The following is a 21,370-nucleotide window of genomic DNA, read 5'->3' on the forward strand; positions in this document are numbered from 1 at the left end:
GAGGATGACGGCGCACTTGACCGCACTTTGGGCCACCCCTTATAACGGAACTCCCAAGGAAGAGAGAATTCTATGTCCGCCAAGCATCCCATCATCGCGGTCACCGGTTCGTCCGGTGCCGGTACTTCCACCTCCACCAACGCCTTCCGCTCCATGTTCCACCAGCTTGGATACAAGGCGGCCGTGGTCGAGGGGGACAGTTTTCACCGCTACACCAGGCCCGAGATGGACGTGGCTATCCGCAAGGCCCGGGAGCAGGGGCGGCATATCAGCTACTTCGGCCCGGAGGCCAACGACTTCGGTCTGCTGGAGTCCTTTTTCCAGGAGTATGGCCAGAGCGGCACAGGCCAGTACCGGCGCTATCTGCACAGCTTCGACGAGGCAGTGCCTTTCAACCAGATGCCGGGCACCTTCACCCCCTGGCAGGATCTGCCCGGCGAGACGGATCTGCTGTTCTACGAAGGACTGCATGGCGGCGTGGTCACGGGGGAGCACAACGTGGCGCGGCACGTGGACTTTCTCATCGGCGTGGTGCCCATCGTCAACCTGGAGTGGATCCAGAAGCTCATTCGCGACACCTCGGAACGCGGCCACTCCCGCGAGGCGGTGACCGACTCCATCGTGCGTTCCATGGACGACTACATCAACTTCATCACGCCGCAGTTCTCCCGCACCCACATCAACTTCCAGCGGGTGCCGACCGTCGATACTTCCAACCCCTTCAGCGCCAAGGTGATACCCAGCCTGGACGAGAGTATGCTGGTGATCAGGTTTCGGGGCATCAAGCAGGTGGACTTCCCCTACCTGCTGTCGATGATAGACGGCGCCTTCATGTCCAGGATGAACACCATCGTCGTGCCGGGTGGCAAGATGGGCTTCGCAATGGAACTGATCCTGCGCCCCCTGATCCAGCAACTGATCGAAACGGGCAAGATCACCTGAGCCAAGGAGCTTAACGATGCGCGCTGCACTTCTCTCATTCACGCTGGCAACCCTGCTGGGCGGTTGCAGCTCCGGCCCCGCCGCACCCACGGTCGAAACGGGCACCATGGTGGTTCGCCCGGCGGAGCATTGGACCTACGGGGCGACACCACGCTATGCGCTGGCCGAACAATTCCAGTATGCGGGCAACAGCGCCGCGCCCTGGCTCGAACCGGTACAGCAGGCCGTCATCCGGCAACTGGACGGCAAAGGCTGGCGCAGCGTTCCCCTGGATGAGGCCGACGTCTGGGTCGCCATCGGGGTAGCTGGCAGCCAGGACATGAGCGATGGCGAGATCTTCTCCCGCCTCGGCATGACACCGGGCCTGAACGCCGCCGCCAATGCCCGCAAGGGGACCCTGGCCGTCGTGCTGCTCGACGGGCATAGCCAGAAAGCGGTGTGGAGCAGCGCCATCCAGCTCGCCAGCGACGTGCCTGTCGCAGAGGAAGCCCGTGGCCAGCTTAGCCAGCAACTGGCCGCCCAGTTGCTGGGCTCGCTACCGTCAGACTGATGTCTCTTTCAACAAAAACGGCCTGCTTCACGCAGGCCGTTTTCCATGCACGCCGTGACGGCATCAGGGTCACTTCAACTCACAGGTCAGCTGGGTCACACCGCTCTTGACCAGGGTGGCCTGCTTGTCCTGACGGGAGAAGGTAGTCACCCCGTCGGAATAGCTGGCAGTCTCTTTGGGCGACTCGATGCGCCCCAGCTTGTGATAGACACCGGCATAAGGGAACTGCACCATGTCGGCCTGGGCATCATAGGTGATGGCCAGCAACTCTTCCCCGCACTGATACTGGCTGTATTGATACTGGGTCGGCTGCGGCATGCTGCAGGCGGCCAGACCGAACAGGGGAAGCAACATCATCATTTTTTTCATCGCACTTTCCTTATGTCATGGCGTTATCGACGGGACAAACTATAGCGGTCAACCCTCAAGAATTTGATAACTATGGGTAATTTCTACCGCTTTTTCCAACATCAGGGAAACTGAACAATATTTTTCCATGGACAGATCCACCGCACGGGCGACCTGCTTCTCCGCCAGACTCTTGCCGGTCACCACGAACTTGAGGTGGATCTGCTCAAATACCCGGGGAACGGTATCGGCGCGGGTCCCTTCCAGTTCGACATGGCAGGCGGTCACTGACTGACGGGCCTTCTCCAGGATGGAGACCACATCGATGGAGCTGCAACCGCCGACAGCCAGCAGGATCATCTCCATCGGGCTGGCACCTTCACCCGGGTTGGCGCCATCCAGGGTCACCTGATGACCGGACTCGCTCTCCCCCACAAACTTCATGCCTTCCACCCAGCTGACCTTGGCTTTCATCTCTCACTTTCCTCTCAATGACGACGGTTCTAACGCCCATAGCATACCTCAAGCCGGGGTCGAGTGGCACATGCGCCAGGATCTTGCCCGTTCCCGACGATAAAGCCCCGTTTTGCGGCGACAAGCCTCTCCTGCGAAACGGACGACGACCCAAAGGGAAATAGATCGAAATCAACATCCGACCTCCTCTTCTTGCCTAGAATGCCCCGGACGACGCAGCAGATGGCGGCTCACCGGTGGACGGCAAAACCCCAAAGCCTTGTCAGCACAGGCAAAGGCTCTTATTCTACTGCGACCAAAGAGTAAGGAATGGCAAGCTTGGCAACTTGCCTGGACGCACAGTCCATAAAAATGACACTACAGAGGAAGTCTCATGATCATTGGCAAACCGCAAAGCGATCCCACCCTTGAGTGGTTCTTGTCGCATTGCCACATTCATAAGTATCCCGCCAAGAGCACCCTGATCCACGCCGGTGAAAAAGCGGAAACCCTCTACTACATCGTCAAGGGCACCGTCGCCGTCCTGATCAAGGATGACGAAGGCAAGGAGATGATCCTCTCCTACCTGAATCAGGGGGATTTCCTGGGCGAGATGGGGATGTTCGAAGAGAACGAGAATCCGGAGCGTTCCGCCTGGGTACGTGCCAAAGGCGCCTGCGAAGTCGCCGAGATCTCCTACAAGAAGTTCCGCCAGCTGATCCAGGTCAACCCGGACATCCTGATGCGTCTATCCGGTCAAATGGCCAAGCGCCTGCAGCACACCAGCCAGAAGGTCGGCAACCTCGCCTTCCTGGACGTGACCGGCCGCATTGCCCAGACCCTGCTCAACCTGGCCAAACAGCCGGATGCCATGACCCACCCGGATGGCATGCAGATCAAGATCACCCGCCAGGAGATCGGCCAGATCGTCGGCTGCTCCCGTGAAACCGTCGGCCGCATCCTCAAGATGCTGGAAGAGCAGGAGCTCATCTCCGCCCACGGCAAGACCATAGTGGTGTTTGGTACCCGCTGACCGGGTTCCGCCGACGGCGCCCGCACAGCGCCGTTGGATAAAAAGGCTGCCCATGGCAGCCTTTTCCGATCCTCTCCCCTATAATCCCGAACGCCCCGCCGTCATGGCCTTCGCCAAGAGAACTCCTATGCACCTTCAATGCCCCCTTTGCCGCAGCCCCCTGCACCTTCATGCCGCCTCCCGCGGGGTCTATTGCGACAACAAGCACCACTTCGATCCCGCACCGGAAGGCTATCTGGACCTCATCCCCGGCAAGAAGAACCCCAAGGACAGCGACAGCCGGGCCCTGCTGCGCGCCAAGCGCCGCTTCCTGGAACAAGGCCACCAGCTGCCTCTGGTGGACGCCATGGCGAACCTGCTCGCTCCTCTTGGCGAGCGCGAGCTTGTCCACCTCGGCTGTGGCGAGGGGTACTACTGCCGCGCCCTGGCTGAGCGGCTGCCCGGCTGGCAGGTCGGCGGTTTCGATCTGGCCAAGAATGCCATCTTCGCCGCCAACAAGGCGCAACCGGAAGGCCAGTTCGTCATCGCCGACCCGGCGCGCGCCCCGCTACTGCCTGGCACGGCCCAGGTGCTGCTGGTCAACGACCTCAAGGTCAAGACGGAACTCCTGGTCAGCTGGCTGGCGCCGGGCGGCTATCTGCTCCACGTGCAGCCAGGCCCTCGCCATCAGTGGCAATTGCGCGTCAGCCTCAATCCGGTGAGCATGGAACATCCCCTGAGCTGGCCCGCCCTCACCGGGCTCGTCAATGTTGCTCAGCAACGCGCCCAGTTCAGTACGGCGCTGGATCAGGGCCTGCGCGAGCACATTCTGGAGACCAGTCGCCTCGGCTGGCGTGCCAGCGGTGAGCAGCGCCACGCCTTCACCCACCAGGGGCCCGACGCCCTCGAGCAGGATCTGCTGCTCAGCCTGTGGCAAAAACCGCTGTGAACCGGTGACATACCATGAAAAAAGGCCCTGACGGGCCTTTTTGACAAAGCAAGTGCGCCTTTCCCCTGACAGGGAAGAGACACCCGACCACGCAGCAAGACAAAAATGGGGCCCTCGGCCCCATTTTTCATCACGGCAGATCAGTTGCAGCTCGCCGCGCCCTGATCGACCCAGACGGCGGCCTTGCCGGGCTCATCGCCCTTGGTCCAGTACTGGGCCTTCCACTTGCGGCCGTTGTGGCTGGTGACATCACCGCCGTTGTAGACTACTCCGGCATCCCAACCCAGTTGCACCTGGCTCACCAGTTTCCACTGATCGGCGGTGCGGCTCGGCTCGTTGCCCTGGGTCCAATACTTGGCCTGCCACACCAGTTGCTTGTGGCTCACCTTGTCATTGGTGTTGTAGACGGTACCTGCACTCCAGGCCGGGTGGTTGGCCGCATCCGGATCGCTGGCCTCGCAGCCACCACCTGTACTGGCCGGCTTGACGGTCAGGCGGGTAACGGCTGTGGCATCCAGCGCCCCGTCGGTGACCACCAAGGTCAGATCGTAGGCCGTGTCACTGGTCACGTTCGAGCCCGTGACCACCAGGGTCGCGCTGTCCAGACCGGTGGCGCTGAGCCCGGCCGGCACTGTCCACTGATAGCTCAGGGCATCACCATTGGGGTCGGAAGCGGTGGCCTTGATGCTCACCTGCTTGCCGGCCTCGACGGTCGCACTGGCCGGTACGCTGACCACGGGGGGCAGGTTCGGCTGCGGCGCCTTGTTGGTGACCACCACCTGATCCTTGGCCGAGAGCCCCTGATCGTCGGTCACGGTCAGCTCGAACACCAGATTGATGTCGCTGCTGACGGCATCCAATACCGCACGGGCCTTGGCCTGGGTGGCATCCAGCAGACTGGCCTGGGGTCCGGAGACCTGTTTCCAGCTGTAGGTCAGCGCCCCGTTTTCCGGATCATGGGAGGCGCTGCCGTTGAGGGTTACCTCGGCCGGGCCGGTGGCACTCAGATCGCTGCCGGCATTGGCAACCGGCGGCTTGTTGACCGGCGGCAGCGTACCCTCGCCGTGGCCCAGCCCCTCGTGCATGGCGTTGAGGATGTCGCCGTTGTCCGCATCAATTTCCCAGGCGAACAGACCGCCAAGCTGGTTCGCCAGCACGTACTGCCCCTTGGCCTTGACCGAGCGGTCGTTGTCGAAGGTGATGAGGTCGCCACTGCTGGCCTTGAAGACATAGGGGGCCTCGGCCGACTCGTCATAGCCCTGCTCCCAGCCTGCGCCCATGCGGTTGTTGACGATGTCGCGGTAATCCACCACGCCATTTTCCCAGGTACCGCTCACCGGTCCGGTAGCGGTGCCGGTGAAGGGGTTGCCGGCCTGGTAGTTCTTCACTCCGGTCCAGCCACGGCCATACATGGCCGCCCCCACCACAATCTTGCCCGGTGTCACCCCCTGACCCAGCAGCGCCTTGACGCCCTTGTCGGTGGTGTACTTGGTGGCCGGATCCCAGCTGGAGGCAAAGAGGTTGGTCTGGTGGGCCAGATTCGTCAGGTCGAAGGCGCCGCTGAAGTCGTAGCTCATCAGGAAGATGTGGTCCATGTACTGCTGGGCCGCCTGATAATCCACCTTGGCAATCTTGTCACCGCCGGCGCTGATGGCCGAGGTCAGCTCATACTGGCGGCCGGTCTCGGCTTCCAGTTCATCGAGCATGGCTCGCAACTCCTTCATCAGCACCACATAGGTAGCGCCGTCATTCGGGCCGCCCAGGCTGGGGTTGGCCCCCTGTCCGCCCGGGAACTCCCAGTCGATGTCCACGCCGTCGAAGAATTTCCAGGTCTGCAGGAACTCTTTGACCGAGGCGACGAAGGTATCGCGCTTGGTCTTGTCACCCAGGAAATAGAAGGGATCGGAGAGGGTCCATCCGCCGACAGACGGCAGGATCTTGAGGTCCGGGTGCGCCTGCTTGAGGGCCATCAGGTTGCCGAAGTTGCCCTTGTAGGGCTCATCCCAAGCGCTGAGGTTGCCTTGGGACATCTGGATCGCCGCCCAGGGATCATGGATGGAGACCTTGAAGTCTTCGCGGCCCGCACAGGAGCGCTGCAACGCCTCGAAGCTGCCGGAGATCTCTTTGAGGCTGTCGTTGATGCCGTTGCCACCGCAGATGGGGGTGAAGCCGTAGAGAATATGGGTCAGGTTCTGGGCCGGGATCTTGTCCACGGTGAACTTGCGACCATAGACACCCCACTCCACGTAGTAGGCCCCCACCACCTTGCCAGACTTGTTGGCGTAGGGCTTGTTGTTCTCCTTGAGGGGCGCATTGAGCGGCGCCAGGTGGCTGCCGTCGGTATCGGCGACCATCAGCTCCTTCTTGTCGGAGAGGGTGCAGCCGTCGGCGTTGCACAGGGCCACCTGCATCTGGTAACGCCCCCCCTTGGTGACCTTGAAGTTGGCGGTACCCGCGGCGGAAGCCGGGCCTGACCACACCTCCTTGCCGTCGAGCAGTACCTTGGCGGTCTGTCCGACGTCACCGGACCAGAGGTTCCAGGTCACGCTGACGGGAGCGCCATCCTTGTGGACGGTCACCAGCTGGTTGTAGGCCGAAGCGGCCTGATTGACTTCAACGATGGCAAACTTGGTGGGGCCGGAGCCAATGGTGGGTTTGCCCGGGGCAGCGGCGAAGGCGGAGGTAGTGCAAAGCCCCCCGACCAGAAGCGCCAGCAGGGAAAGTTTTGGACTTAACATATTTGAACTTCCTTATTTCGTTATTGGAATTAACAACGAAAAAGGCAACGCAACCTGCCAGGTAACGCAGACAACATCGCAATCATGGCTTGGCCCATGGACGATACAACCTGTGGTGGCCCCGCTATCCTAGGTACGCAGACCCTTAGACCGGAAGCTTTGCGTCCCGGACTTTCATCCGGTTTGCCTTTTTGCACAACTTGATTTGCGACAAAAATAATCGCCGAATGACTATAGAGGAGAGTCGCTCGGCCGCCACCTGCCAAAAGTGACACCCAGCAAGACTCAATTATCACCAATCGCGGCAAATGGCGACGAAAGAGGCGCCATCATCGGCGATCATGGCGCCTGGATGGCATCCAGAAAACGTTCAGCCAATGCTCGATTCTGTGAGACCAGTCACTGAACCGGCATCAGCAGGCTGTTCATCAGGGCGCGCAGCTTGAGAGGTTTGACCGGTTTGCTCACGTAGCCAAAGCCGTGCTCACGGATCTGTGCCTGCAACTCGCTCTTGCGATCCGCACTGATGATGATGCCGCCGATACCGTTGCCGTGGGCCAGCCTGATCATGTGCAGCGCCTGCAACCCGGTCTTGCCGTCATCCAGGTGATAATCCGACAGCACCAGCGCAGGCAGGAAGCCGCCGCCGATGATCTCCTCCGCCTGCTCCAGGCTCTGGGCACAGCGCACCTCGCAGCCCCAGCGTCCCAGCAGCGAGGCCATGGCGATGAGGATATCCTCCTCGTTGTCGATGCAGAGGATCCTGACCCCTTCCAGCTGACTGTCTCGCAGGGCCGGGGTCGTCACCTGGCTGGGGATGACGGGCCGGGTCGCGAGGTTCAGGGTGATGGCAAAGACGGACCCCGCTCCGGGCCAGCTGCGCAGGGAGAGCTGATGACCCAGCACCAGCGAAATGCCGCGGGCGATGGCGAGCCCGAGGCCAAGCCCCTGCTCCCTGGCGGTGCGGGAGTGATCGAGGCGGGAAAACTCGTCGAAGATCGCCTCCTGCTTGCCCTCCGGGATGCCGGGGCCGTTGTCCCACACCTCGATGCGCACCTTCTCCCCCATGCGGCGACAGCCAAGCAGCACCCGACCGCCGGGGTTGTAGCGAAATGCGTTGGTGAGGAAGTTCTGCAACACCCGCCGCAGCAAGCGCACATCGCTGTAGACCGCAAGGCGGCTCTCCACCACGGAGAACTGGATCCCACCGGCCTGGGCCAGCACGCCGAATTCCGCCTTGAGATTGTCCAGCACATCGCTCAGGGCGAAATCGAGCTTCTTCGCCTTGAACTTGCCCGCCTCGAGGCGCGAGATGTCCAGCAGATCCGTGATGAGATCCTCGGTCGCCCCCAGGGCGTCGTCGATGTGGCGAGCGATACGGGCCGGTTCGTCCTCCGGGGGCAGCATCTCCAGCAAGGAGGAGGTAAAGAGCTTGGCCGCGTTCAGCGGCTGGGTCAGGTCGTGGCTCACCGCCGCAAGGAACCGGCTCTTGGACTGGTTGGCCCGCTCCACCTGCTGGTTTACCAGCAGCAGTTGGCGGTTGAGTTCGGAGAGCTCGTGGGTGCGCTCGGCCACCCGCGCCTCCAGGTGCTCGTTCGCTTCCCGCAGCACCCGCTCCGCCGCCCTGAACGGGGTGATATCGGTGAAGGTCATGACAAAGCCCCCCGCAGGCATGGGGTTGCCCTGCATCTCGATGACCCGGCCATCGGGACGCTCCCGCGCCGAGACATGGGGGCTGCCACGCTTCATGAAGGCAACCCGCCGCGCCACCTGGGCCTCGATGTCACCCTGGCCGCACAACCCCTGTCCGGCGTTGTAGCGGATGATCTCCTCGATGGAACGGCCCACCTGAATGAGACCGGGGGGATAGGAGAATAGCTCGATGTAGCGTCGGTTCCAGGCCACCAGCCTGAGCTCCCTGTCCACCACGGAGATCCCCTGCCCCATGTGTTCGATTGCCCCCTGCAACAGGCCGCGGTTGAAGCGGAACATGTCGGAGGCCTCGTCCACTATGGTCGCGATCTCCTCGAGCTGCATGTTGCGTCCCTGCAGGGCAGAGGCTAGCACCAGGCGGGCGGACGAGGTACCGAATACCCCGGCCAGCAGTCGCTCCGTGTGGGCGATGAGCTCGGCGGAGGCCTGCATCTGGGGTGCCAGGGTGCCTCCCCGCTCGCCGGCGAAGCGGCCGAAGGCCCGCTTGACGCGGCTGGAACCGACGAAGCGGGCCGCCAGCATCTCCAGCTCCTTCACCGAGACCCGCGCATGATAAAGCGCCGAGGTATCCCGGCTCGTCTTGCCGACGAAGTTGGCTGCCTGCAGCCGCTCGCTCACCGCCGCCCGTGACAGCAGGGAGCCCGCCACATAGCCGGCGAGGTTGAGCAGAAGACTCAGGAAGAGGCACCAGGCCCCCAGGCTCAGATCCCGCACCGCTAGCCAGTCTGGGGGCGCCAGCAGGGCTTCGAGGGGGGAGCCTGCCAGCAGTCCGCTCTCCGCCAGCAGGGTCACGAACCAGAGGCTGACCCCGAGGGCGAGTCCGAGATAGACGCCCTTGCGATTGCCATGACGCCAGTACAGGCCGAGCAGCAGGGCTGGCGCGAACTGGGCCACGGCCCCGAACGAAAGATAACCGATGCGTGACAGACTGGTGAGATCCCCGAGCCAGAGATAGAGCGCCCAGGCCGCCAGCAAAATCAGCAAGATGGCGCCCCGACGCACCTGCAGCAGCAACCGCATCAGGCGTTCGTCCCGCCCCTGTTGCCAGACCCGGCGCAGCAGGACCGGCAACACCAGATCGTTGCTCACCATGATGGCCAGGGCGATGGTGCAGACGATCACCATGCCGGTGGCCGCCGAGGTGCCGCCGAGAAATGCCAGCATCGCCATGCCGTCGAATCCGAGGGACATGGGGAGGCTTATCACATAAGTGTCAGAGGCCATGTCTGCCCCGACCCACTGCTTGCCTGCCAGCGCCAGCGGCCAGATGAAGAGCCCCATCAGGAAGAGATAGAGGGGGAAGATCCAGCGGGCCCAGTGCAGATCCTGCCCCTGGTTGTTCTCCACCACGGTCACGTGAAACTGGCGCGGCAGGCAGATGACGGCACACATGGCGATCAGGGTGTAGATGGCGAGCTCCAGCAGGCCGCCCGGCGTCACCGCCACCACCGCATCGAGGAAGTCGCCCGCCACCAGGGTACGCGCCTCACTCGGTCTGGCGATGATGAGCCAGAGCGCAAAGCCCCCCACCGCCATGAAGGCGAGCAGCTTGACCACGGACTCGAAGGCGATGGCCACCACCATGCCCCTGTGGTGCTCGGTGGCATCCAGGTTGCGGGTGCCGAATAGAATGCTGAACAGGGCCAGCAGCAGGGTGACCCCCAGCGCCAGCTCCGCCATGTTGCTGGTGGGACTGACCCCCGTGCTGTTGGCCATCAGCAGATCGAGCCCGGTGACGATCGCCTTGAGCTGTAGCACCAGATAGGGAAGTATCCCCATGACGGCGATGAGGCTGATCACCATGGCCAGGCGCTGGGACTTGCCATAACGGGCGGCAATGAAATCGGCGATGGAGGTGATGTGCTCGCGCTTGGCCACCAGGATGAGGCGGGCCAGCAGGCGCCAGCCAAACAGAAACACCAGCATGGGGCCCAGGTAGATGGGCACCGGCGACCAGGGGGATTCGCTGGCCTGGCCCACGGTGCCGAAGAAGGTCCAGGAGGTGCAATAGACCGCCAGCGACAGGCTGTAGAGCAGAGGCTGCCCCTTGGGGCGACGGCGCTTGTTCTTGTCCGCCACATAGGCGATGAGGAACAGCAAGCCCAGATAGGCGAGCGACAACCCGATCAGCAGCCATCCTTGGTGCATCTCTCTACTTCCCTTGTCCAGATAAGTCGGAGGCCTGCCGCGCCAGAGACCGGCAGACCTGTGTCATCGGCCCTGTTCAGGGCTCTCTTCACGCAGCCGCAACACGAAGACCGGCAGCACTACCAGCACCATGATAAAGAAGATGCCGCCTCCCAGCGGCTCGAACAGCACGCCGCAGATCGCCATCAGGGCCGCCACCGTCATGCCAAGGCCCAGGGCCGCATAGAGCGCCTGGGTGGGGATCTGCTGCTCCGCGGGCAACTGGCGGGTCATGAAGCGGATGGCGCCGAGGTGACTGACGCAGAAGGTGACCCCGTGCAGCAGCTGGCCGAGCACCAGCACCGCCAGGTCGGTAGAACTGCCGAGCAGCACCCAGCGCACCACGCAGCCAAGGGCCCCTACCAGAAACAGGGTCTGGGCGCCGAAGCGCTGGAGGAAGCGCTTGTCCGCGGCGAACATGGCGATCTCCGCCACCACTCCCAGAGCCCAGAGATACCCGATCAGGGTGCCGCTGTAGCCGGCGCTCTTCCAGTAGATGGCGCTGAAACCGTAGTAGGCCGCGTGGCTCCCCTGCAGCAGGGCGGTGATGAGCAGGAAGCGGCGCACCGGGGCCGACCTGAGCGTGACGAGCAGCGAGGCCTTCGCCCGCTCCCCTTGCAGCTCCCGAGGGGCGGGTCGCAGCGGCAGCAGGCTGAGCCCCAGCATGATCAGCAGCCCGGCCACCATGGTGTGTAGCACCCAGTCGCTGCCAAAGTTGCCCACCAGGGCCCCCACCAGGGTGGAGGCGACGATAAAGGCAAAGGAGCCGCACAGCCGCACCTTGCCGTAGTCGAGGTGGGTCTGAACCACCATGCGGGTGGCAAGCGCCTCTCCCATGGGCATCAGGGTCGGGTAGATGAAGTTGGCCGCGAGGGTCAGCACCACCAGCCACCAGAGGCTGTGGCCCAGATAGAAACCGAGGAAGGCCAGCAGACTCAGCAGACAGAGCAGCCGGGTGACGGGCAGCAACTGGCCGGCCCCCTTGACTCGCCCCATCACCATCAGGTTGCCGGCAAAGCGGATGGCCATGCCCACCCCCAGCAACAGCCCTATCTGTTCAGTACTCACCCCGATGCCTTCCAGCCAGAGCGACCAGAACGGCAGGTAGGCGCCATAAACGAAGTAGAAGGCGCCAAAAAACAGGGCTAACCAGGAGAACGCGGGCATAGAGGCTCGGGCTGCATGACAAGGGGCACAAATGATAACCGATTTCGGGACGGGGATCCCCAGGCGGCATGACAGATAAAAACCATAAATATCAATAAAGTTGAACCTTTGTCACATCCCCCTGTCTATTGGGTAACACCGCTTCCTGATGAGTGTTGCAATCCTTCCACCCGCCCCTGGCGGGTTTCTTTTTTGCAGACGCCGACCTTCATGACAAAAGGGGCCCGAGGGCCCCTTTTCCTTCATGCTGGTCGACGACCATCAGAACACGTACTTGACCCGTGCACTGAGGTTGCGGCCAGGCTCGGTCTGCTTGCTGGTATCCGCGGTGGCGGCAAGGCCGGTGATGCTTTCGTAGCTCACGTACTCCTTGTCAAACAGGTTGAACACCCCCACGTTGAGCTGCAGGTCCTGCACCGGCTTGAACTGGGCATAGAGATCCACCACGCCCCAGCCTGCGCTCTTGATGTTGTCGTTGCCTCGCGCATCCTTGCCCACCTTGTCCATGTCGTCGGCAAAGCGCAATGCGGTGTTGATGTTCCAGTTCGGCTGCTCCAGACGCACCCCGACGCTGCCGTTCAGGGGGCTCAGGCTGTTGATGTAGTTGCCCTCGCCATCCTTGCCCTCGATGTAGGCCAGGTTGCCCCAGACGTTGACCAGCTCGTTCAACCAGTAGTCCGCCTTGGCCTCGGCCCCCTTGGTGGTCGCCTTGTCCAGGTTCTGGTACTGATAGAGGGCGGTACGGCCTTCGGTGCCCACGGCCGTCAGCTCGATGAAGTCGTCGAACTTGTTGTAGAAGGTGGCCACTTCATAGCTGAACCCGCCACGGCTGCCGCGCACCCCCAGATCGATGCCGTCGCTGCTCTCTGGCTTGAGGTTCGGGTTGGGCTCGATGCGATAGCCATACGCCTGGTGGTTCAGGGTGGAGAAGGCGTTGTCATACATGGGCGCCTTGAAGCCGTGGCTGTACTGGGCGAACAGGTTCGCCGCCTCGTGCGCCTTGAATACCAGCCCCAGCTTGGGAGAGAACTCCCCTTCGGAGATCTTCTTCATGTTCTCGCCGGTGTAGGCGGGATCCTCGTCCGGGGTCATCTTGTAGTAGTCGTAACGCACGCCCGGGGTCAGCACCCAACGCTCGCCGAACTTGATCTCGTCAAAGGCCCAGAGCGCACTGCGCTCGCTGGTGGTGGAGGGGAAGCTCAGCTCGTTGTAGCCGACGAAGTCACCCGGAACGGTCGGCCCCTTGAAGCGGGTGCGCTCGTTGTCGGTGTGCTCGTATTCCAGGCCCCAGGCCAGACGCTGGCTGGCGAGCGCCTTGTTGAACTTCACCTGGGCGCCCAGGCTCTCCTGCTCGAAACCGTTGTGATCCAGGGAGTTCTTGGTCACATAGGGGTTGCCCGGCATGACCGGATACTTGGACGAAGCGTACTGATCCAGGGTCTGCTTGGCGCGGCTGTAGTAGATCTTGCTGTCCACGCGATCCGCCCAGGGGGCGTTCAGGGCGAGGCCATGATCCAGTACCAGGGAGAGGTTGTCGGTCTCCTTGTCGGTAATGGGCTGGTTGAAGACGGAGCCCGCCTTGGTCAGATCGATGGCATCCGGATCCTGCCCCTCGGTGAAGTAATCCACCGTCAGTTTCAGGAACTGATCATCGGAGAGATTCCACTTGCTCTTGAACAGCACGGCCTGGCTGACGATGTCGAACTCGTTCTTGTCGCCGTCATAATTCTGGGTGACACCGCCATCGCGCCAGGTGTAGCGCAGCAGGTTCTCGACTTCCCCGGTGCGCAGCGCCCCCGTGATGCCGGCCATTCTCTGGTGGCTGCTGGAGGCATAACCCGTGGTCGCATCCAGATAGCTGTCGCGACCCTTGAGGAAGTCGCCAGCATCCTTGGTGGTGATGGCAATGACGCCTCCCAGAGCATCGGAACCGTAAGCGGCAGAGGCCGGCCCTTTGGCCACTTCCACCTGCTTGATCATGTCGGTGTCGAAGTAGGTCTGACCCACGCCGCCATTCTTGTAGGCATCGTTCTGGCGCACACCGTCCTGCACCACCTTGACCCGGTTTTCGCTCATGCCGCGAATGGTGAAGGTCTGGGCATCTCCTGCGCCTCCCTGCACGCTCACCCCGGGCTCATAGCGGAACAGATCGGCGACGTTGCTGACGACCTGCTCTTCAATCTGCTCCGAGGTAATGACAGCGATGGGACCGGAAACATCTTCCAGCTTCTGTTCCATCCGTGAGCCGCTGACGACCATGACTTCATCGGCTTTCTTGTCTGCGGCGAAAGCGGGGGAGATCAGCCCGGCCGCCACGGCGAGGGCTATCAGGGAGGGGGTGTTGTTGTGCGCCACTGCAAAGTCCTTATTGAGAATTATTATCAAGCGGAAGGCATATTACCCCGCCAGAGACAAAGATCAATAATAAAGTTAATCATTCTCATTTAACTTTATCGTCATTTCCCCTTACACTGGCGCCACTTTTTCGCTCGCCATGCCGCCATCCCATGGTGCAGCCTTTTCCCATCCCCTGTTTCTTGAGTGAGTAACCATGATCCGACGACTCCCCCTGCTCGCCCTGCCCCTGCTGCTGGCCGCCTGCGCCACCACGTCGCAGAACACCCCACCCGAGACCCTCTATGACGCACGGCTCGATACGGCCCAGGGGCAGGCGCTGACCTTCGAGCAGGCGGTGGCGCGGGTGGCGGATGCCGACATCGTGCTGGTGGGGGAGCTTCACACTCACCCGGCCATCCATCTGTTGCAGGCACGTCTGCTGGCGGGGCTTGACGAGATGTCGCAAGCCGATGGCCGGGCCCTGGTACTCTCCATGGAGCAGTTCAGCCGCGCCGATCAGCCTGTGCTGGATGCCTACCTGGCCGGACGCATCGGCGAATCGGCCCTCATTCGAGATGGCCATGCCTGGCCCAACTACCAGAGTGATTACCGCCCTCTGGTGGAGTTCGCCAAGGCGCAGCACCTGCCAGTGATTGCCGCCAATGCCCCCAAACCTCTGGTGAGCTGCGTCGGTCAGGAGGGACCGGCCTGGCTCGACAAACTGCCGGCCAATCGCCGCAGCCAGCTTGCCCGCGAGCTGACTCTGGGGGATGACGGCTACCGCCAGAAGTTCATGGCCTCCATGCACCATGGGGATGCGGACGGCAACGCCCGTCGCTTCGCCGCCCAGACCAGCTGGGACGACACCATGGCCGAAAGCATGGTGGATTATCTGGGCAAGCATCCCGGCAGGCGCATCATGCATATCGCAGGCAACTTCCACGTGGAGGGGGGGCTCGGGATCGCCAGTCGCATCGCCAGCCGCAATCCGGCACTCAAGGTGGCACTCATCGTGCCGCAAACCGGTGACGAGACAGCCCCCGGGAGAGACGCTGATGTCAGGGTCCACATCGCTCCCCTGCCGGAACGCTGGCTAAATGCAAAGGAAATGAAGCAAGATATGGGCGCACTGCATCAATCCCGAAGCCGTGACTGCAGCCAATGGTTGCAACCCTCAAAATAGCCCAAGGATTTCATATGGATGTGTTACTCGTCATCGACATGCAACAGGGGTTGTTCGATAACCCCCGCCATCAGGATGCCCAGGTCATCGCCAACATCAATCGTCTGGCCGATCGCGTGCGGGGCCAACACGGACGGGTCATCTATGTGCAACACGACGAACCGGGTTCCGAACTGGAACCTGGCAGTGCGGGCTGGCAACTGCACGCCGATCTGGCCCCGTCTCCCCACGACAGCCGGGTGCGCAAGACTGCCTGTGACAGCTTCCTCGACACCGAGCTCGGCTTCCTGCTGGCAGAGCAGTCGGTAGACAGACTGCTCATCTGCGGCTGTGCCACCGACTTTTGCGTCGATACCACGTTGCGCAGCGCCGCCGCCAGGGGCTTTGACGCCTTTGCGGTGACCGACGCCCATACCACGGAGGACAGGCCGCACCTGAGTGCGGAGCAGATCATCCAGCACCACCACTTCATGTGGCGGCATCTGAGCCTGCCTCAAGGCAGAAGCGTGACCCTGCTCACGACGGATGAGCTGCTGGCCACCATTTAACCCGAGCGGGCGTGTTAAGCTGCCCGTCCTGATGTGAACACCCGATTGGAGTCTTGTGTGCGTCTACTCTCTGCCGTTGCCCTCACGCTGCTGTTACCGGCGCTCACCGCCTGCTCCGGATTGCCGGGGGCGGCACCCGATGGCCCGGCCCCCCTGTTCCACACCCATATCAGCGACGACGGGAGCAAGCGCTTCACCTTCGAGGCCGCCCCTCTCGACGTCCTGCCCACCCGGTTGCAGGAGGGAGATGACAACCGGCTGAGCCGCCGCGACAAGAGCCTGCTGGAACGCCGGGAAGCCCTGCAGGACGAGCAGCTCACCCAGATGCTGGCCACGCGCAAGTATTGCCGAAGCGGCTATATCGTCCTCAGCCAGACCTCCTGGAAGATCCGCGGGGAATGCAACGAGAGCGCCAGCCAGGCCGATCGCGATGCCTTCCCCAACCAGGCAGGCTGGCAGGAGTAACCCAGGACATAACAACAAAACGGGCAGCCCAGGCTGCCCGTTCTCTCATCTCGCTAACTGTCCCCTCAAACGGGTTCATCCGCCGGGCTGGTCAGCTCGGCGCCATTGTCGATGCGTTTGTGCCCTTCCACCAGGTGAACGAAGTCCACCAGCTCGTCGCCAGAGACACGGAACGCCTGACCGAATCCCTTGACGAACAGTCCCTGCTCGGGCTTGAGCCTAAACAGCACGAAGTCCTTGAGGTTGGAGAGCCCTTTGACTATCTCGCCGAAGCGCCCTTCCAACGCCGCAACGGCCTTCTCCCAGCGTGCGTCGTCGCGGGCCACCACCTCGGCGACCGCATCGAAGGTCAGACGCTTGCGGGCAAACAGCTCGCGGGCACCGGTTTCGTCCTCGATCAGCATCAGCGATACCTTGGGCACCTGTTGCAGGTTGCGGGCGTGGCGAGCTATCTCGGAGATGAGCACATAGTATCCATCTTCCTGCAGCACGAAGGGGGCATAGCTGGCATTGGGGTTGCCTTCGCCATCCACAGTGGCGAGCTGCAGGGTACGGCAACCGTCGCGGAACTCGCGGATCTCCGGTTGCAGGCGGTTTTGCAGGCGCTCCTGACGTTCACTCATGCTTTCACTTCCTCTTGATACTGACGGCGCAGGGCCATGAAACGCTCCACCTGCTCAGGCAGCAGTTGACGCTGCTCGTCCCGGCCCAGGTAGATCTTGAAAATGCAGCGGCCACTGTGGCCGAAGAACTGGAAGGAGTGCCCCTCCTTGCCCATGAAGAGCTTGCTGACCAGGGCGATGCCCGCCACGTTGTCGAGCTTGAGGTGGCCGTGCAGTTCGCCGTCCCGCCCCATCAGGTTGTAGTAGCCGCGCGCGTTCTTGCCCTTGGGGAAGGGAGCCTTCACCTCGAAGATGGAGCCATCGGATTCGACGATGGTGGTCACCTGACCCCAGCTGGCCAGGTCCGCCAGCAGGGCTTCGGCCTCCCCGGCCGGCACTTGCGTCATCAGGGCGGCAGGCAGATGGCGTACCACCTCCCACTCGCTGACGGCCAGCTCGGTGGCGAGGGTGGACGGGTGGGCGCTGGGGTCTTGCTCCAGCAGCGCGTGAATGCGTTGTGCAATGCTCATCGGTTCTCCCTGGATGATCTGGCGATGGTGCTCGGTGTCGCGGCGGATACTGTAATAAAGCGCCCCAAGCAACGCAATTGATAATCGCTTTCATTCTCAGTGCATTTTGATGGGCGACTTGATATTCTCGGCGGCAACCCTATTTCATTCACCCTTCGGAGGTTCGCATGGGCCGTCGTTTTGCCCTCGCATTCAGCCTGCTCGGCTGTGCCCTTTCCCTCTCTTCCCCATCCGTCATGGCGGTGGAGCGTATCGTCAGCATAGGCCCGGCCACCACGGAACTCATCCTGGCGCTGGGAGGCGAGCAGAGCCTGGTCGCCACCGATGTCAGCAGTCCGGAGCCCAGAGGCGTGCCCAAGGTCGGCTATCACCGCTCCCTCGCCGCCGAAGGGATCCTGAGCCTCTCTCCGACCCTGGTGGTCGGCAGCGACGAGATGGGCCCGAACAGCACGCTTGATCAGTTGCGCCGTGCCAACGTCAAGGTCGAGGTCATGGCCACAGCCCCTACGCTGGCCAACCTCAACGAGCGTATCGACACCCTGGCCCATCTCCTGGGTGACCAGGCGGCAGGGAGCAAGCTCAAGGAGGAAATTGCCGCCCAAAGCGACACCCTGGCGGCGCAGGCGAAGCAGAACAAGCCCCTCAAGGTCGCCTTCCTGCTGCTGCACAAGGGTCAACCCACCAGCATCGCTGGCGGCAACACCACCGCCAGCGCTCTCATCACCCTGGCGGGCGGCGTCAATCCGGTGGCTGGGCTCCACGACTACAAGCCCGTCTCCACCGAATCCCTCATCGAGCTGCAACCTGATCTGGTGCTGGTGAGCGGCCGCGACTGGCAGCAGTATCAGGATCCCGACGCCGTCCTGAGGCAGGTGCCCGCCCTGTCAGCCACCCCGGCAGGCAAGAACAAGGCCATCCATGCCATCGACGGACATGCCCTGCAAGGGGGCCTCAGCCTTCGTTCCCTGCAACAGGCGAACCAGATCGCCCAGTGGCTCAAGCAGGGTTCCTGATGCGCCTGCCTCTGCCCTGGCTGCTCGCCCTGACCGGCTGCGCGCTGGCGTTGCTGCTGGTCGGGTCCCTCGCGACCGGCCCCATGTCCCTCTCCCTTGGCGAGAGCCTGCGCGCCCTGTTTGCCGGACCACAGAGCGGGATTGAGGCTCACAAATTATTGATCGTGCAGGAGATCCGTCTGCCACGAACCCTGCTCTGCATCGCCGTGGGGGGCATTCTCGGCCTCTGCGGCGCCGTCATGCAGGGACTGTTTCGCAACCCCCTGGCAGACCCCGGCATCATAGGGGTGTCGGGCGGGGCGGCACTCGGCGCGGCCCTGGCCATCGTGCTGCTCGCTCCGCTGGGCTCGCACCTGCAGAGCCTGCTCGGCCTGGGGTTGCTGCCCCTGCTCGCCTTTCTCGGCGGAGCCCTCACCACCACCCTCGTCTATCTGCTGGGTACCCGGGAAGGGGGCACCTCGGTCACCGTGATGCTGCTGGCCGGGGTGGCCATCACGGCGCTCTCCGGTGCCGTCATCGGACTGCTCACCTATCTCGCGGACGATCAGATGCTGCGCAACCTGAGTCTGTGGCAGATGGGCTCCCTGGCGGCAGGCAAGCCGGTCGATGTGACGCTGGCGCTGCTGACCCTGGCCGCTTTGCTGCTGCTGTTCATGCGCGATGCCAATCCCCTCAACGCCCTGCTGCTGGGAGAGGGAGAGGCACGGCATCTGGGGGTGAACGTGCAGACACTGAAGCGTCGCCTCATCCTGCTCACCGCTGCTGGTGTCGGCGTGGCGGTGGCCGTGGCCGGCATGATCGGCTTTGTCGGTCTGGTGGTTCCCCATCTGGTACGGCTGCTGGCCGGACCCAACCATGTCCGCCTGTTGCCGCTGTCTGCCCTGCTGGGGGCTGGCCTGCTGCTGGGGGCCGACATGCTGGCGCGTACCCTGCTCGCACCGGCCGAGCTGCCGGTCGGCATCATCACCGCCCTGCTGGGTGCCCCCTTCTTCATCTGGCTCTTGGTCAAGAGCCGCCGACCCCTGTAACAGGAGATCGCCACCTTGCCCGGATCCCCCTCCCCCCTGCTCAGTTGCCGGGGCCTTCGCCTCAGTCGCGGCAACCGACTTATCCTGGACAGCCTGGATCTCGACCTGCATGCCGGCAGCCTGACCGCCCTGCTCGGCCCCAACGGGGCGGGCAAAAGCTCGCTGCTCAAGTGCCTGACCGGCGAGCTGGAACATGAAGGGGAGATCCACCTGTTCGGCCAGACCCGCAGGGGGTGGGCCGACAACGCTCTGGCCCACCGGGTCGGTGTGCTGCCGCAAAGCTCCTCCTTGAGCTTCCCCTTCCTGTGCGAAGAGGTGGTGGCCATGGGCCGGCTGCCCCACAGCGAGCCTGCCAGCCGGCGCGACGAGATAGTCCGCGCCGCCATGACCCACGCCGGGGTCGACCATCTGGCGAACCGCCTCTATCCCGGTCTCTCCGGCGGGGAGCGTCAACGGGTGCAGTTCGCCCGGGTGCTGGCCCAGATCTGGCAGGCACCGGAGGAACCGCAGCAAGCGCGGCTGCTGCTGCTGGACGAGCCCACCTCGGCGCTGGATCTCAAATACCAGCACCAGTTGCTCGCCATGGCCCGGGCGCTGGCCGGCCGCAACACCGCCGTGCTGGTGGTGTTGCACGATCTCAATCTGGCAGCCCGCTACGCCGATAGGCTGGTGATGCTGGAGCAGGGCAGGCTGATGGCTGACGGCAGCGCAGGCGAGGTGCTGACCCCGGCGCTCATCGCGCGCCTCTACGACTACCCCGCCCAGGTGATCCACCACCCCGAGAGCGGCGTCCCCATGGTGGTGTGACACCCCGGGGCAGATAGCAACAGAGCGCCATCAGGCGCTCTGTCTTTTTGCGGTATCCAGCCCTGGGCTGACCAGCAGGGTAATCCCCTTGGCACATCAGGCTATCTGGTAGCGCCCCGGCTTGTGATTGAGTGTCAACACCAGGTTACAGATGATGGCTGCCACCACGGAAAGCGCCAGCAGCCAGGGGGAGACCACGAAGAAAGAGGCGACGACGATGGTGCAATCCAGCCCCATTTGCAACTTGCCTGCCCGCACACCCCATCTGTCCTGAATGAAGAGCGCCAGGATGTTGAAGCCCCCCAGGCTCGCCTTGTGGCGAAACATGATGAGCAGCCCCATGCCGATCAGGGTGCCGCCTATCAATGCTGCATAGACGGGTTCGATCTTGCCGATTTGCAGCACGGCGTTGAGGTGATCCGTCATGAAGGAGACGGTGGCCACGGCGGCAAAGGTATTGAGGGTGAAGCGCGGCCCCATTCTGAGCCAGGCCAGGGCATAGAAAGGCAGGTTCATGGCGAAGAACAGCAGGCCGAAGCTGATGCCGGTCACCTGTTGCAGCAGCAGCGCCAAGCCGGCGGTGCCACCGGTGAGCAAGCCGACCTGATGGAACAGGAAGATGCCGAGGGAAACGAAGCCTGCTGCGGTCAGCAAGGCGAGCACATCCTCATAGAGCGGGTGCGCAGAGCGTGAAGTGTTGTCCATAACCAGGTATCCAGTCGCGAAGCAAGAGAGTGTTGGCCGCCCGTCAGGCGGAGCGAGCCCCGTGAACCGGGGCTTCGTTATGCCGACAGTCTC

General features: G+C 62.9%; 19 protein-coding genes and 1 riboswitch. Of the genes, 10 read left to right on the top strand and 9 right to left on the bottom strand.

Features of this window, described 5'->3' with window-relative positions; genetic code table 11:
• Window positions 1-72 precede the first annotated feature (72 nt).
• Both I6L32_RS02130 and I6L32_RS02135 read left to right on the top strand, forming a co-directional pair.
• Window positions 73-942, top strand: a complete 870-nt coding sequence (locus I6L32_RS02130) for a phosphoribulokinase (protein ID WP_010673241.1) — start codon at window positions 73-75, stop codon at window positions 940-942.
• 16 nt (window positions 943-958) lie between these two features.
• Window positions 959-1,492 carry a lipoprotein gene (locus I6L32_RS02135; RefSeq protein WP_043152620.1) on the top strand — a complete coding sequence of 178 codons (534 nt, stop codon included), beginning with the start codon at window positions 959-961 and terminating at the stop codon, window positions 1,490-1,492.
• Window positions 1,493-1,561: 69 nt separating this feature from the next.
• On the opposite strand, the gene I6L32_RS02140 is transcribed toward I6L32_RS02135, so the two are convergent.
• Together I6L32_RS02140 and I6L32_RS02145 are read right to left on the bottom strand one after the other, a co-directional pair.
• Window positions 1,562-1,861 (bottom strand): hypothetical protein, encoded by a 300-nt coding sequence (locus I6L32_RS02140; RefSeq protein WP_010673239.1) that lies wholly within the window; start codon window positions 1,859-1,861, stop codon window positions 1,562-1,564.
• Window positions 1,862-1,909: 48 nt separating this feature from the next.
• Complete coding sequence (locus I6L32_RS02145; RefSeq protein WP_041211191.1) at window positions 1,910-2,314, bottom strand: OsmC family protein; 405 nt, start codon at window positions 2,312-2,314, stop codon at window positions 1,910-1,912.
• A 373-nt stretch (window positions 2,315-2,687) separates the two neighbouring features.
• Between I6L32_RS02145 and crp the strand changes: the two genes are divergently transcribed.
• A complete protein-coding gene (gene crp / locus I6L32_RS02150; RefSeq protein WP_010673237.1) occupies window positions 2,688-3,326 on the top strand; it encodes a cAMP-activated global transcriptional regulator CRP in 639 nt (212 codons plus the stop codon).
• Window positions 3,327-3,453: 127 nt separating this feature from the next.
• Window positions 3,454-4,254, top strand: coding sequence for a putative RNA methyltransferase (locus tag I6L32_RS02155; RefSeq protein ID WP_041211190.1), 801 nt, complete (start codon window positions 3,454-3,456; stop codon window positions 4,252-4,254).
• 140 nt (window positions 4,255-4,394) lie between these two features.
• On the opposite strand, the gene I6L32_RS02160 is transcribed toward I6L32_RS02155, so the two are convergent.
• From I6L32_RS02160 to I6L32_RS02175, 4 genes are all read right to left on the bottom strand, one after another.
• Window positions 4,395-6,992, bottom strand: coding sequence for a glycosyl hydrolase family 18 protein (locus I6L32_RS02160; protein ID WP_104451754.1), 2,598 nt, complete (start codon window positions 6,990-6,992; stop codon window positions 4,395-4,397).
• 111 nt (window positions 6,993-7,103) lie between these two features.
• Window positions 7,104-7,190, bottom strand: a riboswitch (cyclic di-GMP riboswitch).
• A gap of 201 nt (window positions 7,191-7,391) precedes the next feature.
• Entirely contained in the window at window positions 7,392-10,853 is a 3,462-nt protein-coding gene (locus I6L32_RS02165; RefSeq protein ID WP_216944593.1) for a PAS domain-containing hybrid sensor histidine kinase/response regulator, read from the bottom strand.
• A gap of 63 nt (window positions 10,854-10,916) precedes the next feature.
• Window positions 10,917-12,059: a 3-phenylpropionate MFS transporter gene (locus I6L32_RS02170; RefSeq protein WP_010673233.1), complete on the bottom strand. Its 1,143-nt coding sequence runs from the start codon at window positions 12,057-12,059 to the stop codon at window positions 10,917-10,919.
• Window positions 12,060-12,320: 261 nt separating this feature from the next.
• The gene (locus I6L32_RS02175; RefSeq protein WP_042881282.1) at window positions 12,321-14,414 is read right to left on the bottom strand and encodes a TonB-dependent hemoglobin/transferrin/lactoferrin family receptor; all 2,094 of its coding nucleotides are present in this window, start codon (window positions 14,412-14,414) and stop codon (window positions 12,321-12,323) included.
• Between the two features lie 196 nt (window positions 14,415-14,610).
• Here I6L32_RS02175 and I6L32_RS02180 point away from each other — a divergent pair, with 196 nt between their 5' ends.
• From I6L32_RS02180 to I6L32_RS02190, 3 genes are read left to right on the top strand one after another with little or no spacing between them, the layout of a single operon-like run.
• Window positions 14,611-15,579 (top strand): ChaN family lipoprotein, encoded by a 969-nt coding sequence (locus tag I6L32_RS02180; RefSeq protein WP_043152606.1) that lies wholly within the window; start codon window positions 14,611-14,613, stop codon window positions 15,577-15,579.
• Between the two features lie 14 nt (window positions 15,580-15,593).
• Window positions 15,594-16,127: a cysteine hydrolase family protein gene (locus tag I6L32_RS02185; RefSeq protein ID WP_216944594.1), complete on the top strand. Its 534-nt coding sequence runs from the start codon at window positions 15,594-15,596 to the stop codon at window positions 16,125-16,127.
• A gap of 57 nt (window positions 16,128-16,184) precedes the next feature.
• Window positions 16,185-16,592: a hypothetical protein gene (locus tag I6L32_RS02190; RefSeq protein ID WP_010673229.1), complete on the top strand. Its 408-nt coding sequence runs from the start codon at window positions 16,185-16,187 to the stop codon at window positions 16,590-16,592.
• Window positions 16,593-16,657: 65 nt separating this feature from the next.
• Here the strand turns inward: I6L32_RS02190 and hutZ are convergent, their stop codons facing one another.
• Both hutZ and hutX read right to left on the bottom strand, forming a co-directional pair.
• Complete coding sequence (hutZ, locus tag I6L32_RS02195; RefSeq protein WP_010673228.1) at window positions 16,658-17,215, bottom strand: heme utilization protein HutZ; 558 nt, start codon at window positions 17,213-17,215, stop codon at window positions 16,658-16,660.
• The gene (hutX, locus tag I6L32_RS02200) at window positions 17,212-17,724 is read right to left on the bottom strand and encodes a heme utilization cystosolic carrier protein HutX (protein ID WP_041214612.1); all 513 of its coding nucleotides are present in this window, start codon (window positions 17,722-17,724) and stop codon (window positions 17,212-17,214) included. Before hutX ends, hutZ begins: the two co-directional genes overlap by 4 nt.
• 167 nt (window positions 17,725-17,891) lie before the next feature.
• Here hutX and I6L32_RS02205 point away from each other — a divergent pair, with 167 nt between their 5' ends.
• From I6L32_RS02205 to I6L32_RS02215, 3 genes are read left to right on the top strand one after another with little or no spacing between them, the layout of a single operon-like run.
• Entirely contained in the window at window positions 17,892-18,737 is an 846-nt protein-coding gene (locus I6L32_RS02205) for a hemin ABC transporter substrate-binding protein (RefSeq protein WP_216944595.1), read from the top strand.
• A complete protein-coding gene (locus I6L32_RS02210; RefSeq protein ID WP_187171344.1) occupies window positions 18,734-19,765 on the top strand; it encodes an iron ABC transporter permease in 1,032 nt (343 codons plus the stop codon). Before I6L32_RS02205 ends, I6L32_RS02210 begins: the two co-directional genes overlap by 4 nt.
• 15 nt (window positions 19,766-19,780) lie before the next feature.
• On the top strand, window positions 19,781-20,572 hold the full coding sequence (locus I6L32_RS02215) for a heme ABC transporter ATP-binding protein (RefSeq protein WP_042016790.1): 792 nt from the start codon (window positions 19,781-19,783) through the stop codon (window positions 20,570-20,572).
• Between the two features lie 96 nt (window positions 20,573-20,668).
• Here I6L32_RS02215 and I6L32_RS02220 read toward each other — a convergent pair whose 3' ends face one another.
• On the bottom strand, window positions 20,669-21,277 hold the full coding sequence (locus I6L32_RS02220; RefSeq protein ID WP_216944596.1) for a YitT family protein: 609 nt from the start codon (window positions 21,275-21,277) through the stop codon (window positions 20,669-20,671).
• Window positions 21,278-21,370: the final 93 nt, after the last annotated feature.

It is taken from the genome of Aeromonas sp. FDAARGOS 1402, assembly GCF_019046925.1.
Taxonomy (GTDB): domain Bacteria; phylum Pseudomonadota; class Gammaproteobacteria; order Enterobacterales; family Aeromonadaceae; genus Aeromonas; species Aeromonas caviae.

Coding starts and splice junctions, on each gene's coding strand:
- I6L32_RS02130 (WP_010673241.1), top strand. CDS start 73: ATGTCCGCCAAGCATCCCATCATCGCGGTCACCGGTTCGTCCGGTGCC.
- I6L32_RS02220 (WP_216944596.1), bottom strand. CDS start 21,277: ATGGACAACACTTCACGCTCTGCGCACCCGCTCTATGAGGATGTGCTC.
- crp (WP_010673237.1), top strand. CDS start 2,688: ATGATCATTGGCAAACCGCAAAGCGATCCCACCCTTGAGTGGTTCTTG.
- I6L32_RS02140 (WP_010673239.1), bottom strand. CDS start 1,861: ATGAAAAAAATGATGATGTTGCTTCCCCTGTTCGGTCTGGCCGCCTGC.
- hutX (WP_041214612.1), bottom strand. CDS start 17,724: ATGAGCATTGCACAACGCATTCACGCGCTGCTGGAGCAAGACCCCAGC.
- I6L32_RS02145 (WP_041211191.1), bottom strand. CDS start 2,314: ATGAAAGCCAAGGTCAGCTGGGTGGAAGGCATGAAGTTTGTGGGGGAG.
- I6L32_RS02180 (WP_043152606.1), top strand. CDS start 14,611: ATGATCCGACGACTCCCCCTGCTCGCCCTGCCCCTGCTGCTGGCCGCC.
- I6L32_RS02155 (WP_041211190.1), top strand. CDS start 3,454: ATGCACCTTCAATGCCCCCTTTGCCGCAGCCCCCTGCACCTTCATGCC.
- I6L32_RS02165 (WP_216944593.1), bottom strand. CDS start 10,853: ATGCACCAAGGATGGCTGCTGATCGGGTTGTCGCTCGCCTATCTGGGC.
- hutZ (WP_010673228.1), bottom strand. CDS start 17,215: ATGAGTGAACGTCAGGAGCGCCTGCAAAACCGCCTGCAACCGGAGATC.
- I6L32_RS02185 (WP_216944594.1), top strand. CDS start 15,594: ATGGATGTGTTACTCGTCATCGACATGCAACAGGGGTTGTTCGATAAC.
- I6L32_RS02170 (WP_010673233.1), bottom strand. CDS start 12,059: ATGCCCGCGTTCTCCTGGTTAGCCCTGTTTTTTGGCGCCTTCTACTTC.
- I6L32_RS02205 (WP_216944595.1), top strand. CDS start 17,892: ATGGGCCGTCGTTTTGCCCTCGCATTCAGCCTGCTCGGCTGTGCCCTT.
- I6L32_RS02135 (WP_043152620.1), top strand. CDS start 959: ATGCGCGCTGCACTTCTCTCATTCACGCTGGCAACCCTGCTGGGCGGT.
- I6L32_RS02160 (WP_104451754.1), bottom strand. CDS start 6,992: ATGTTAAGTCCAAAACTTTCCCTGCTGGCGCTTCTGGTCGGGGGGCTT.